We start from the raw sequence: 14,440 nt of genomic DNA, 5'->3' as shown, positions 1-14,440 counted from the left end.
TCAGTGAACCGTCACCTGACCGAGCGCCGGCTTCTGCTCCTGAGCCTGATGCTGCGGCGCATAGACCTGGGTGAAGCGCGCCGGTGGCAGGTTGAACTGGCCTTTCTGCGAGAAACGCACCAGGTGACGCAGGCGCAGTTCGCCGCTCAAGGCATCCACCGGAACGGCGTAGGCCATTTGTCCCGGCTCGAAACGGGCCTTCTCCAGCGCCGACGGTTCGGTCCCGGCCTTGCCCATGAGCTTGATGCCCCAGGTCGTGCGCTCGACATCCGCGCCCGGTGGCAGCGGTACTTCCAGCAGGCCATAGCGCAAGGGTCTGGCGGCTTTGCTGGTCAGGATCACTTCGTCGAGATACAGATTGTCGCTGGACAACGGCGCATGGCCGACCGGCTGCAGCTTGAAGGTGAAGGCTTCATCGCCCGGCACCAGTTGCGACAGGCGACGGGTGATGGTCACGGGCAGCGGATCGACCGCTGGCTGCTGGCTCTGGAAGCTCAATGCGGCGCTCAGTGGCCGCTCCTGCGCACCGCTCAACGACAATACGCCGGGTACCTGTGCGCCTTGCCAGGTCCAATAGACTTCACCCGTGGCGCCCTGCTCCTGCTTCCAGCCGTCGCCCGGTTTCAGGGCCACGGCCGGCGCGGCCTGTTCGATGCTGCGTTGCAACCACGTCAGTGCCAGCGCGCGTTCCAGGGTGGATTGCTGTGGCAGCAGACGTTGCAACAACGCTTGCGCGTGGGCCTGATCGAAAGGCTGCAGTGACGCATTCAACGCCTCGGCAAACGGCTCGGAGCTGTTGGCCAGGCGCTGCTGCGCGTCGGCCAGTTGCCGCTTGAACGCGTCCGGCAAAGCGACCTTCGATTGCGCGGCTAACGAGGCAGTCAAGACGCGGGCAGCGGCCAGGCCCAATGCCGAATCCGGATCCCCCATGACCAGGCTATCGCCCGCCACGTCCATGACGTTCTCGGCACGCCCCTCACCCGCCTGCATCAGATCTTCCATCAAACCGCTGAGCAAGGTGTTGACCGGCAACTGCATCTGCCTGGCGAACGACAGGATCAATGCCCGTTGCAGCAGCGGAGTGCTCTTCGCCTGTTTCGCGTACACCTCCAGCACCCGCTGCCAGTGCTCCGGCGGCAGGCTCAACTCCAGCACCCGGCTCGCGTGCCAGTCGGCGTAATAGGCGTAGGCGGTGAGAAACGCGTCCGGCTCGCCGTCCATGCCCCACCAGGTGAAGCTCGCCGAAGGACCAGCCATCTGCACCAGGCGCAGGCGGCTGTTCTGCATGATCAGACGCAAGCGATCGCGCACCTGCGGGTTAGACGACAAGGCGGGATAGGCGATGCTCAGCGGCAGCAAACCGCTGGCGGTTTGCTCGACGCTGCCATACGGGTAGCCCAGCAGGTCATCGAGGGCCGCACGGAACAGCGCTTGCGGGCTGTCATCCAGGCGCAGGCGAATATCCGTGGCATCCGCCGGCAGGCTCAGCGGCGTCTCCGCGCCAGCCACGTCCAGGCGCTGGCTTTGCGTGACTTGCCAACCTTCGCCGGTTGCGCTCAGGCGCACGGCCAGGGCATCGGCGGTTTTGCCGTCCTGTACCAGTTCGGCGCTCCACTCGCCATTGACCAACTCGAACGCTGGCAACGGCAGGTAGTTGATGCCGCTGTTGAGCGTGACAGGAACCCGTTGATCGCTGCCCGCGTAATGAATCACCAGCTCAGCTTTGACCGAGTTTTGCGCCTGGCTGAAAGCAAACACACCGAGACCCGGTTTGTCGCCCGCGCGGAATTTGCTCGGCCCGCTCCACTTCAGGTACAGCGGTTTCTCCGAGCGTACGAACTGCTTCTTCTGCCCGACCTGGCCGTCATCGGCGATGGCCCGGGCGGTGATGCGCCAGCGGGTCAGCGAGTCCGGCATCTTGAAGGTGAACCGGGTCTTGCCGTTGGCGTCGGTCACAAGCTCCGGTTGCCAGGCGGCGGTGTCGACGTCTTCGCGACGCGGCCGCTCCAGCACTTTCACCCCGCGCTCGCTGCGGTTGGCCTTGCCCGGCGCGCCGGGGCTGCCGGGCAATGCGACGTCGTAGCTGATGAACGACAGACTGGCGCTGGTGCGCACGTTGTTGCGGCGCGGATGGTAGAAGAACTGGTCGATGGTCGGAGCGATTTCCGGTTGCAAGGCATAGACCATTTCGTCGACCACACTGACCGTCAGATGCGCCGGGATCGGCTTGCCGGCGAACTGCGTGGTCAGGTCCACCGAAACGGTGTCGCCGGGTCGGTAGGTCTCTTTGTCCGTGGCGATGGCCACGTCGATCTGCGGCGTGATCACCTTGATCCCGGCGTTCTGGAAGCTGTACTGGCCGCCCTTGGTGTACAGCACCGAGAAGGTCAGGTTCGGCGCGAAGCTGTCCTTTACCACGATGCGCGCGCGGTATTGAGTGTCGCTGAGTTTTTCCAGTTTCAGCCAGTCGCTGCCCTTGGACAGCAACGCCGTGGCCTCGACCTTATCGCGCTCCAGCGACAGCAGCGCATCGTTGATCGGCTCGGGGAAGGTGATCAACGCCAGCGCTTCGTCGCCGGCTTTGTACTCGGGTTTGTCGAGGACGATTTCCACGGTGCCCGGTACGGCTTTGACGCCCTCGCCGGTGACCGAATGACCGGTGGCGCCGAGGGTGCGGCCGTGGTCGTCCCTGAGTGTCAGGTTGTAGGTGCCGGGACGCTCGAAGGCCAGGGTGAAGCCCTTGTCCGCTGCCGCGAGTTTACCTTCGCCAGTGCTCTGGTCTTCCAGGCGAACCCAGCCATAGCTGCCCGGGGTGACCGCTGCACTTTGTTCGCTTTCGTTGACGTACCTGAACGCAACCTTGTCGCCCACCGCACTGAAGCGCTGGGGTGCACTCAAGCGAAAATTCGCCGCGCCGCGATCGATGAGGATTTCCTTGGTGGTCTTGACCCGATACGCCGCGCCATCGCTGGCGAACACCGTGAGCATGTAGCGACTCGGTTTTTCCGCAGGCGGCAAATCGAGGACAGCGTTGCCCTTGGCGTCGGTGGTCAGTTCGGTGCTGGTCAGTTCCACCGGGAATTGCCCGAGGTATTGCAGCTCGTTGTCGACCATCGACAGTTGCTGGGCGCGCAGGCTCAGGCTCAGTTTGGCGTTGGCCACCGGCTTGCCATCCGGATACAGCAGCACCAGGTTGCCCTTGACCGGCTCACCGGTGCGGTAGTCCTGCTTGGCCAGGTTCAGGGAGATTTCGAAGTGCGGCTTGATGTATTCAGCCACGCGGAAGGCGCTGCTGTAGGCCTGCTCCTTGTAGTTGAAACGCAGCTCATATCCACCGGCCACGGCGTTGTCCGGCAACTGGAAACGGCCTTGAGTGCCGGCCTTGGAGTCGAGTTTCAGGTCCAGGCTTTGCAGCGCCGTACCAGTCGCATCGAGCACCGTCACATTGACGTCGGCAGCGGTTGGCTGCACCGAATCCCGGGCATTCTTGAACTCGCGCCCGACGATTTTCAGCGATACCCAATCCCCTGGCCGGTACAGCGGGCGATCGGTGAAGGCAAAGAGTTTGGTGTCGTAGATTTCGCTGTCGTAGTAGAAGTTTTCCGAAACGAAAACCCCACCCTCTTCATCCTCACCGATCACGAACGAACGTTCGGGGCTGACGTGTTTCAGGCGCAGCAAACCATCGGCGTCAGTCGCCCCGCTACTCATCACACCCAGGCCATCGGTCCACAGCACATTGACCTTGGGCACCGAGCTACCCTCGTGTTTGCGCGCGGCCCACACCAGCAGTTCGTCCCCGGCAATCTTGCTCACCGCCACGGTGTTGGAGACGAAGACCATGGTGGTCGCACGGTACTTGCCGATCAACGCTTCCACCAGATACAGCCCCGGTTTCAAGTGGCCCAACGGGATGTAGACGTTGCCCGGCGCGACACTGACGAATTCACTGGAAGACCCGGCGAGGTTGACGCCTTCAGGCGGCTGGATTGGTTTGGTTTGCCACAGCGGATAACGAAACTGGCTGACCACCGGCAGTCCCGGAATCAGCGCGAATTGCGGCTGCGCGTCGTAGGGCGTTGGCGCGGCCATGGCGTTGCCCATTTTCAGTTCCGGCACCTGCTCGGTGACTTGTTTACGCGACTCGTAGGAAAACGCCCGCTGCATCACCCGACGGGATTTGCGGTACCAGTTGTCCCACAGGTAGGCGAGCGTATTCGACAAGCCTTCGCCCTTGAACTGGCCGTCACTGACCACCCGGTGCAGGTTCTTCTGGCGCTTGAGGAAATCCAGCGGCTTGTCGATGCGATACACCCGAATGTCGGCGCCGCCGTAGGGTTCCATGCGCAAGCGACGGTAGTCGCGACCCGGCGCTTCGAGGCGGACCATTGCCTGTTCGTCGCTGGCAAAACTGCTGTCGGCCAACAGGAAAAAACTCTCACCGGCCACCGGCGTGTAGCCACTGGGCTCAACAGTGTCTGCGGCGTTGGCCGTCGACAGAGGCAGCACCAATACCAACAACAGGGACAGAAAACGCAGCATGCGGGCACCGGTCATTGGGAGAGAAAATTCAGTCGATAGACGCCGATGAAGTTGGGGTTGGCTGCATCGGGTATCCATCGGGTGTCCTTCCATGTCATGAGTTGTTGCAGGCTTGCCGAGCGCATGCCGTTGTCGGTGGGGGTGGTGGTGCCGGTGTGATAGGCGATGTAGCGGCCCATCCAGATCATCAGGTGCTGGTCGTCGCCCTGATCGAAAAACATCAGGTCGCCGGGGCGTGCCTGTGCGACATCGCGGCCAACCAGTTGGCTGTTGAACTGGATCAGCTTGATCGCGTTGACGTAGGGCCCGACCTTGCCACCACCCTGCTGCCACTGCTGGGCGAGGCCGCGCTGGGCATCGCTCAGTTGCAACTCCGGCGGCAGGTAGCGGTTGGACAGGCCATTGCTGCGCAGCCATTTGTCATCATGGACTTTCAGCGCTTCGTTGGCGGCAAAACGCACCAGCCCTGCGCAGTCCTGCTGATACCAGCGCGGGCTCGGGCCCTGGCTCAGTTGCTCCTGGGCGATGCGCACGAACCAGGCGCGGAATATTTGGGATTGCTGTGGGTCGAGCGCCGGTGCGTCGATGGCCCGGGCGCCCGCGCTCAACAGTAATGTGAGCACGCCGAGGCTGCGGATCAGTGCGTTCACAGCGCTTTCCACTCCAGGGGCAGCCATTGCCAGTGGCCATCAGGTTCACTGCCCTCGGGCAGGGTCAGGGCGTACTTGCCGTAACCGCCGAGCTTGCGCAATTTCGGGATCAGGTAGGTTTGCGCTGCGTTGTAGAACACCGGTTCCATGTCTTGCGGCAGGCTGTCGAGGGTTTCGCGCTGCATCAGTTGGGCCATGGAGTCCGGGCCGAAATACACCGGCATCAGCAGGTCCTTGGGCACCACGTCGGCCATCGGCGGGAAGCGTTTGTCGAGGGTGCCGAGGGCTTTATCCACCAGCTTGTCGTCGAGGGAAAACAGTAGCGTCGAACCGTGACGCGCCAGGCTGACTTTCATGAAGGCCTTGCCGGTGATCTGATCGGGATCGGATGCATCCTTTGCCGCATAGGGACCGAAACTGGAGCTGACCTGGCGCTGCCATTGATGACTCAGGCCTTCCTGCTTCTCGACCACCGGGAACGCATGTTCATCGACCTTGCCTTCATAAGCGCCGACCATCGAGCCGAACAGTTTGCCCAGTTCACCATCGAGGCTGGCACTGTCTTCATCCTTGAGGCTGGCTACCAGCAGCGGTGTATACAGCCGCGAATCGGCGTACCAGCACAGGCCCGCCGCACCGCCCATGTGCTCGGTCAGCGCCTGGGCGGCTGCCTCGTCGGCACCGAGCTTGAGCAGCAGCGGCTGCTGTTGTTCGGCCGCCAGCGGCAGGGTCACACAAGCGCTGGCGCCCATGGGCATGGCTTGCCAGATCGGTTTGAAATCGAAGTCCGGCTGGTTGTCCAGTTCATCCATGGCGAGGAAGCTGTGCCAGCCCTTGTCGTCCATGTCGAAGCGCAACCCGGCGAAGTTCGGGATGAAACGCTGATACCCCATGGCCAGCACACTGGCATTCACCGACAGCCGCTGTTTCACCTCTGGCGCGCGGGGTTGCAGGCCGAAGGCCTCGGGAAACAGTTTGTCGCCGTTGAGCAGCGCGGCGATGGCTTGGGTCGAGACGCCGCCCGCTTCCTGCGTCGCCCCACTTTGCGGATCGTAGAGCCTGGTCGGATTCGACAGCACCACCAGCTTGTCGCCGTGGGAAGCAAACAGCAGCGCCTTGCTGGCGTTGTAGGTGAGTTGATAGAGCGCCACGTCGTCGTTGCCGACTTTCACGTCCGCGAGTTTGCTCAACTGCGAATCATCCAGCGCCACTTTCGCCAGCGGCTCAAGCACCTTGGCCAGGCCGCCGCGATCCATCACCAGCAGAAAATCCTTGAGCCGGCCGTCCGCCCCGCGCCACAACGCAACGTCCGCCGGTTGATCGAACAGCTGCTCGATCAGCGTGTCCTGCAACTTCAGGTCGTGTTCGTAAATGATCCGCCGCAGGCTGCCAATCAGCCCGAGGCGATCGGCATGGGTCTGGTAATAGAAGACGAAATCTTCGGTCAGGGTTTCCTTGAGGAACGGCACCGCCAGCAGGTCCTTGGGCAACTGGCTCAGGGAGTGGGTTTCGAGCAAACCATCAGGCCGGCTCATGCCGAGCTTTTCAGCCGCCAGTTGCGGTGCCGGGGCTTTGTTTTTATGCATCAGCCAGCCCATGCCAGCGGCCACGCCCGCGACCAGACACAGCCCGGCCACAATGACCGGCCAACGGCGGGACGGTTTGGCGCTCGGTGTTTCAGCCGCCGGTAAAATAGTGCTATCGCTCATTTCACAAAACCCAGTTCATCCGTGGAGCGGGATGCTTAATAGTTGAAAGTCTTGACCAGCAGCAGATCCCCGATCGCGCGCAGGGGCACGATGAAGGTTTCGCGTTTTTCGTCGACGGTGTTTTCGTTGAGCACCAGGTTGATCTGCGAGGTGATGACCTCGTTCTGGTTGCTGGTCTCATCGAAGTTATAGCCGCCGCTACCGAAGTTGCCCCAATAGTTGACGTAAACCAGATAGGTGCCATGCAGCGGCGCGGTCATGGTGAACATTTCCGGGCCAGGGCCGTCGACGCCGTCCGGGTCCAGGCCACCGCCATTGCTCATGGCCGGGCGCGCCCAGAACGCATGCTGGCCGTCCGGGGTGACGATGTGCAGGTCGAGCTCGGCTTTCGGATCGTCCCAGCCCAGCACCACGCGAATCCGCGCCGGAGTGCGCAAGTTGTTGGCTTCATAGAACTGCACGCGCTTGAGCGACTGGCCTTCGGCACTGCGCACTTCGACGCTGTTGGAACCGGCCCCGAATGCATAGGGCCGGGCAAAACGCCCCTGATCGTCGGTGTACAGGTTCAGCGGATTGCCGTTGACCGCCAAGGTATGGGGCCCGCGCTGTGCGCCGATGGCCTTGAGCTGGCCCTGGATCATCGTGCGATTGCGCTGCACACCGCGGTCGATGGGGGGCGTGGGATAGGCGACTTGCGGGTTTTCCGTACGGTCGAGCAAACCGTTGAAGCGCCAGCCGCCCACCGGCTCCGACAACTCGGCACTCGGCGCGGCCAGGGCGGGCGCACAGAACCAGCCGATCAGCAGCAAAAGAAATGAGCGCATGTAACGCCTCCTGCCATGCATGACGAAACCTTGCGCCTGATCCTCGGCGCGTTACAGATGCGGATACTGCGTTTCGTCTGAAAGACCCAGGCTCGCGGGTCGTAGATGGCGCGAAGGTTAGACGCTCAGTCCGCGCCTAACAATCGGAGAACGCTGAAAATGAGGTGCGAATGACGCCGACGGCTGGACGGTGAGCCGAATAAAGATCATATTCGGCTCACTATATGAGCCGAATAGCGTTTCTAATCGGCTCACGCCTTCAAGAGTAGCGAGTTCATGGCACCTTTCTGGATCTGGCAGCAGCCCGATTGGCCGAGTTTCACCTGGAACACCGAACGACTGGCACCGTTGCTGCGCGAGTGCGTCCAGGCACAAGGTCGATTGACGGGCATGGTCAGTTCCGTGGGCAATTCGCTGAGTGCGCAGAGTGAACTGGATGCATTGCTGCAAAACATCGTCACCTCGTCCGCCATTGAAGGTGAGCAGTTGAATGTCGGCTCGGTGCGCTCTTCATTGGCGCGACGGCTGGGGCTGGAGCAACTTGATGGCAACCATGTCAGCCAGCGTAGCGAAGGCTTGGCGCAATTGATGCTCGATGCCACGCAGCATTTCGCTGAACCACTGACACTGGAACGATTGCTTGGGTGGCATGAGTGGTTGTTTCCTGATCAGGACACCGACCTCGCCACCCGCAGCATGCGGGTCGGCGCGTTGCGCGGCGATGATCCGATGCAAGTCGTGTCCGGTCGCCTCGACAGGCCGACCGTTCACTTCGAAGCGCCGCCGCGCCAGGGCCTCGAGCGCCAGGTCGATAGTTTCCTCGACTGGTTTGAAAGCAGCCGGAATCAGGCGGGGCTCGACCCGTTACTGCGGGCCGGGGTCGCACATTTCTGGTTCGTCACGCTTCACCCTTTTGATGACGGCAATGGCCGCCTGACTCGCGCCATCACCGACCTTGCACTGGCTCAGGGCGAGGCCCAGGCGATTCGCTTTTACGCCATGTCGGCGAGCATCCTCGAAGATCGCTCTGGCTATTACCGCGTATTGGAAAACAGTCAGAAAGCCACTCTGGACATCACTGAATGGCTGGAGTGGTTTCTCCAGACCTTGTTGCGCAGCCTGCAGCAGGCCATGGCGCGGATCGAGTCGGTGCTGGGCAAAGCCCGCTTCTGGCAGGCGCACCGGCAGTCCGGTTTGTCGGCCGAGCAGACCAAGGTACTGAATCGCTTGCTCGATGGCGGGGAGCGAGGGTTTGAGGACGGGATCAGCGCCGCGCAATATCAAGCGGTGGCGAAAGTATCCAAAGCGACCGCGACCCGTCATTTGGCTGAACTACTGGCGAAGGGCTGCCTGAATCGACTACCGGGTGGCGGACGCAGTACCCGGTATCAAATCAATTATCCTGAAACCCTGTAGAAGCTGCCGAAGGCTGCGATCTTTTGATCTTGCTTCTAAAAAACAAAATCAAAAGATCGCAGCCTGCGGCAGCTCCTACAGGGGGCTTGGCCGGTGTATTTGCCCATAAACCCCCTATCTGCTAGTGTCGCGCCGGTTTAACGTCAACCGGAAATCGCCGCCATGGCCCGCAAAAAAGCTGCATTGGATTTCGAACAATCCCTCGCTGACCTGCAAACGCTGGTAGAGCGCCTGGAGAATGGCGAATTATCGCTGGAAGACTCGCTGACCGCTTTCGAGCAAGGCATCGGCCTGACCCGCGATTGCCAGGCGGCGCTGGCCCAGGCCGAGCAAAAAGTTCAGGTGCTGCTCGAGCGTGACGGCGAGTTGGCCGAGGAACCCTTCGACGCGGATCAACCAGAATGATTGAAGCGTATTCGGCGACCAGCCAGGCCCGTGTCAACGCCGCCATGGAAACCCTGTTCACCGCGCCGAGCCCTGAGCTGGCGCGACTGTACGAAGCCATGCGCTACAGCGTGATGAATGGCGGCAAGCGCGTGCGCCCGCTGCTGGCCTACGCCGCCTGCGAAGCCCTGGGCGGCAAGGCCGAGCAGGCCAACGGCGCGGCCTGCGCAGTGGAACTGATCCACGCTTATTCGCTGGTGCACGACGATTTGCCGGCCATGGACGACGACGACCTGCGTCGCGGCCAGCCGACTACGCACAAAAAATTCGATGAAGCCTGCGCGATCCTCGCCGGCGATGGCTTGCAGAGCCTGGCGTTCAGCGCCCTGCTCGACCCGCGCCTGAGCAATGCCGACGCCGAGATCCGCCTGCAAATGGTCAGTGCGCTGGCCCTGGCGGCGGGTCCGGCGGGCATGGTCGGCGGCCAGGCCATCGACCTTGGCTCGGTCGGCCTGAAGCTCGATCAGCAGGCGCTCGAATACATGCACCGGCACAAGACCGGCGCGCTGATCGAAGTCAGCGTCAAGCTCGGCGCCTTGGCCAGCGGTCGCGCCGAGAAGGACGAACTCAAGTCCCTGCAGACTTATGCACAGGCCATCGGCCTGGCCTTCCAGGTCCAGGACGACATTCTCGACGTCGAAAGCGATACCGAAACTCTTGGCAAACGCCAGGGCGCCGACATTGCCCGCGACAAGCCAACCTACCCGGCCCTGCTCGGCCTCGACGCCGCCAAGGCCTATGCCCTGGAACTGCGCGATCAGGCGCTGCACGCGCTGCGACCGTTTGACGCGGCTGCCGAGCCCCTGCGCGACCTGGCCCGCTACATCGTCTCGCGCCGCAGCTGACGGCGTATCCGCCAAAAAAGACCAACGCGTGGGCAGGGGCCGATGCATCAGGTAAACTGCCGCATCTTTTATACCTATAACGATTCGCCTGATGCCCACGACGTTCCATGAGATTCCCCGCAAGCGCCCGACCACGCCCCTGCTCGACCGCGCGAACACGCCGGACGGCCTGCGCCGGTTAGGCGAAGCCGAGCTGGAAACCCTGGCCGATGAGTTGCGCCTGGAATTGCTCTACACGGTCGGCCAGACCGGTGGGCATTTCGGTGCAGGCCTGGGCGTCATCGAGCTGACCATCGCGCTGCATTACGTTTTCGACACCCCGGACGACCGGCTGGTGTGGGACGTAGGTCATCAGGCTTATCCACACAAGATCCTCACCGGTCGTCGCGAGCGCATGGGCACCCTGCGCCAGAAGGACGGTATTGCCGCCTTCCCGCGCCGCTCCGAGAGCGAGTACGACACCTTTGGCGTCGGCCATTCCAGTACGTCGATCAGCGCGGCCCTGGGCATGGCGATTGCCGCCCGCCTGCAGAACAGCGAGCGCAAGGCGATTGCCGTGATCGGCGACGGCGCACTGACGGCCGGCATGGCGTTCGAAGCGCTGAACCACGCGCCGGAAGTGGACGCCAACATGCTGGTGATCCTCAACGACAATGACATGTCGATCTCGCGCAACGTCGGCGGCTTGTCGAACTACCTGGCGAAGATCCTCTCCAGCCGCACCTACGCGAGCATGCGCGAGGGCAGCAAGAAAGTGCTGTCGCGTCTGCCGGGTGCCTGGGAAATCGCCCGCCGCACCGAAGAATACGCAAAGGGCATGCTGGTGCCCGGCACCCTGTTCGAAGAGCTGGGCTGGAACTACATCGGCCCGATCGACGGCCACGACCTGCCCACCCTGATCGCCACCCTGCGCAACATGCGTGATCTCAAGGGCCCGCAGTTCCTGCACATCGTCACCAAGAAAGGCAAAGGCTTCGCCCCGGCTGAAGTCGACCCGATCGGTTACCACGCCATCACCAAGCTCGAGCCTGTCGATGCGCCGGCCAACCCGCCGAAAAAAGCCAGCGGGCCGAAGTACTCCGGCGTGTTCGGCGAGTGGCTGTGCGACATGGCGGCTGCCGACCCGCGCCTGGTCGGGATCACCCCGGCGATGAAGGAAGGCTCGGACCTGGTGGCCTTCAGCGAACGTTTCCCGCTGCGCTACTTCGACGTGGCGATTGCCGAGCAACACGCCGTGACCCTGGCGGCCGGCATGGCCTGCGAAGGCGCCAAGCCTGTGGTGGCGATCTATTCGACCTTCCTGCAGCGCGGTTATGACCAGTTGGTGCACGACGTCGCGGTGCAGAACCTCGACGTGCTGTTCGCCATCGATCGTGCCGGCCTGGTCGGCGAAGACGGCCCGACCCATGCGGGCAGCTTCGACCTGTCGTTCCTGCGGTGCATCCCCGGCATGCTGGTGATGACCCCGAGCGACGAAAACGAACTGCGCAAGATGCTCACCACCGGCCACCTGTACGAAGGCCCGGCGGCCGTGCGCTATCCGCGCGGCAATGGCCCGAATGCGACCATTGAGAAAGACCTCGAGCCGATCGAAATCGGCAAGGGTGTGGTTCGCCGTCGGGGCAGCAAGGTCGCCCTGCTGGTGTTCGGCGTACAGCTGGCCGAGGCGCTGAAAGTCGCCGAGACGCTGGACGCGACCGTGGTCGACATGCGTTTCGTCAAACCGCTGGATGAAGCACTGGTTCGCGAGATTGCCGGCAGCCATGAACTGCTGGTGACCGTCGAGGAAAACGCCATCATGGGCGGCGCCGGCGGCGCGGTCAGTGAGTTCCTCGCCCGCGAGAACATCCTCAAGTCGATGCTGCACCTGGGCTTGCCGGATGTTTACGTCGAGCATGCCAAGCCGGCGCAAATGCTGGCGGAGTGCGGGCTGGATGAGGCCGGGATCGAAGCATCGATCCGCGAACGCCTGCAACTGCTCAACTTGTAAACCCAATCCCCCTGTAGGAGCCGGCTTGCTGGCGATGGCGCCCTCTAGGACGCCAAGAGCTTCGCTGGCAAGCCAGCTCCTACAAGGACCGCGCCGTCCTTGATGCACAAAAATTGACCATGAATTTCTTTCGCCTCGCCCTGACGCTGACGCTTCTGCCGTCCGGACACCTGCTGGCCGACTCCTTCGAACGCGACCAGGCCCTGAAACTGCCCGACGTGCTGATCAGCGCCAACCGCCAGGTCCAGGCGCGCAACGACAGCAGCGCCGCCAACACGGTATTCACCCGCGAAGACATCGACCGACTGCAACCGAACAGCGTCACTGATCTGCTGCGCCGTGTACCGGGAGTGCAAGTGGCACAAACCGGCGGACGCGGCAGCTTGCCGGGGATCTACATTCGCGGCACGCAGTCGGCCCAGAGCCTGGTGCTGGTGGACGGCCAACGGATCGGCAATTCGTCCTCCGGCGACAGCAATCTGCAACACATCAACATCGAACAGGTCGAGCGCGTGGAAGTGCTGCGCGGCTCCCGTTCGGTGATCTACGGCAGCGATGCGATTGGCGGGGTGATCCAGATCTTCACCCGACGTGGCAGCGAGCCCGGCCTGCAGCCACGCCTGCATGTCGGTTTTGGCAGCAACCAGACCTGGGAGCGCAGCCTCGGTTTGTCCGGTGGCGATGAGCAGACCCGCTTCAACCTCGGCGCCAGCCTCGATGAAACCGCCGGGATCGATCGCACCCATGAGTCGTATCCCAGCGACGGCGATCACGACGCATACCGCAACAAATCCCTGAGCCTGAGCCTGAGTCACGCCCTCAGCGACGACGTCGAGATCGGCGCCAACCTGCTGGATAACCGTGGCAAGAGCGAATATGACAATCCGTTTGGCCGCTTCGACCTGGACACTTTCGAGTCAGTCCAGCAGCAGCCCTACAACGAATTCGATGTGAGCAGCGTCAGCAGCTACGTCGACGCACGGGTCAACGACCTGTGGAAAACCCGCGTCGAATTCGGCCATAGCGAAAACCGCGAGAAGACGTTCGACAAGCTCAGCGATGAACGCAGCGTGTTCAACACCTACCGCGATTCGGTGAACTGGCAGAACGACCTGACACTCAACGAGCACAACAGCCTGATCCTCGGCGGCGACTGGTACCAGGACCGGGTCAACAGCAGCACGCCGTTCGATGAGGACAGTCGCTGGAACCGCGCTGCCTTTATCCAGCATCGCTACCAGGCCGACAGCTTCTCCACCGAGCTGGGCCTGCGCCGCGACCAGAACCAGCAGTTCGGCGGCCATAACAGCTGGAGCGGTACCTTCACCCTGCCGCTGAACCCGGACAACGACGTGCTGCTGACCTACAGCGAAGGTTTCCGCGCTCCGACCTTCAACGACCTGTACTACCCGGACTTCAGCAACCCGGACCTGAAACCCGAGACCTCGAAAAGTTACGAGCTGCAATGGCGCAGCCAACTGACCGAGAACAGTCGCCTGGAAGCCTCGCTGTACCGCACGGACCTCGAAGACGCGATCATCTTCGGCAGCAACTCACGACCGGAAAACGTCGCCTCGGCGCGGATCAACGGCTTTGAAGCGGCGTTGAAACAGCAGTTGTTCGGCTGGCAGAGCAACCTAGGCGTGGCGATCATCGACCCGCGGGACCGCGACACCGGGCATACCCTGGCCCGTCGTGCCCGGCGTACGTTGAGCTGGGATCTGGACCGCCAGTTCGACCGCCTGGGCCTGGGCGCCAGCTGGCAAGCTGTGAGCAGCAGCTATGACGACTTGAACAATCAACAGCCATTGGGGGGTTATGGATTGTTGGGATTGCGCAGCAGTTGGGCGCTCAATCGTGAAGTCAGCCTGGAGCTGAAGGTCGATAACCTTCTGGACAAGGGATACAGCCGGGCGCTGTACAGCCATGAAGGCAGCCAGTACGGGTATCGCGAGGAGGGTCGGGCGTGGATGTTTGGGGCGACCTGGACGCCTGGGCTCTGATTTGAAGTTTTTGTTGG

Annotated in this window: 9 protein-coding genes; 5 read left to right on the top strand and 4 right to left on the bottom strand. The window is 62.5% G+C overall.

Annotation, left to right across the window (positions count from 1 at the left end):
• Genes SOP95_RS17650 through SOP95_RS17635 form a run of 4 tightly spaced genes read right to left on the bottom strand, consistent with a single transcriptional unit; the run spans position 1 to position 7,725 of the window.
• A complete protein-coding gene (locus tag SOP95_RS17650) occupies positions 1-4,557 on the bottom strand; it encodes an alpha-2-macroglobulin family protein (RefSeq protein ID WP_323607783.1) in 4,557 nt (1,518 codons plus the stop codon).
• Positions 4,554-5,219, bottom strand: a complete 666-nt coding sequence (locus SOP95_RS17645) for a DUF1175 domain-containing protein (RefSeq protein WP_323607782.1) — start codon at positions 5,217-5,219, stop codon at positions 4,554-4,556. The genes SOP95_RS17650 and SOP95_RS17645 overlap by 4 nt, the downstream gene beginning before the upstream one ends.
• Entirely contained in the window at positions 5,189-6,901 is a 1,713-nt protein-coding gene (locus SOP95_RS17640; RefSeq protein WP_323607781.1) for a DUF2138 domain-containing protein, read from the bottom strand. The genes SOP95_RS17645 and SOP95_RS17640 overlap by 31 nt, the downstream gene beginning before the upstream one ends.
• A 35-nt stretch (positions 6,902-6,936) precedes the next feature.
• Positions 6,937-7,725: a YfaP family protein gene (locus SOP95_RS17635; RefSeq protein WP_323607780.1), complete on the bottom strand. Its 789-nt coding sequence runs from the start codon at positions 7,723-7,725 to the stop codon at positions 6,937-6,939.
• Positions 7,726-8,001: 276 nt separating this feature from the next.
• On the opposite strand from SOP95_RS17635, the gene SOP95_RS17630 reads away from it, so the two are divergent.
• From SOP95_RS17630 to SOP95_RS17610, 5 genes are all read left to right on the top strand, one after another.
• Complete coding sequence (locus tag SOP95_RS17630) at positions 8,002-9,141, top strand: Fic family protein (protein WP_323607779.1); 1,140 nt, start codon at positions 8,002-8,004, stop codon at positions 9,139-9,141.
• A 162-nt stretch (positions 9,142-9,303) separates the two neighbouring features.
• Entirely contained in the window at positions 9,304-9,546 is a 243-nt protein-coding gene (locus SOP95_RS17625) for an exodeoxyribonuclease VII small subunit (RefSeq protein ID WP_007894317.1), read from the top strand.
• Complete coding sequence (gene ispA, locus SOP95_RS17620) at positions 9,543-10,430, top strand: (2E,6E)-farnesyl diphosphate synthase (protein WP_274074420.1); 888 nt, start codon at positions 9,543-9,545, stop codon at positions 10,428-10,430. Before SOP95_RS17625 ends, ispA begins: the two co-directional genes overlap by 4 nt.
• 91 nt (positions 10,431-10,521) lie before the next feature.
• Complete coding sequence (gene dxs, locus SOP95_RS17615; protein WP_323607778.1) at positions 10,522-12,420, top strand: 1-deoxy-D-xylulose-5-phosphate synthase; 1,899 nt, start codon at positions 10,522-10,524, stop codon at positions 12,418-12,420.
• A gap of 119 nt (positions 12,421-12,539) precedes the next feature.
• Positions 12,540-14,423 (top strand): TonB-dependent receptor domain-containing protein, encoded by a 1,884-nt coding sequence (locus SOP95_RS17610; protein WP_323607777.1) that lies wholly within the window; start codon positions 12,540-12,542, stop codon positions 14,421-14,423.
• Positions 14,424-14,440 lie beyond the last annotated feature (17 nt).

Origin of the sequence: Pseudomonas sp. YuFO8 (assembly GCF_035065025.1) — a bacterium.
Taxonomy (GTDB): Bacteria; Pseudomonadota; Gammaproteobacteria; order Pseudomonadales; family Pseudomonadaceae; genus Aquipseudomonas; species Aquipseudomonas putida_AE.
The sequence above is the reverse complement of the archived record's forward strand: the minus strand, read 5'-3'. Positions and strand labels throughout refer to the sequence as shown.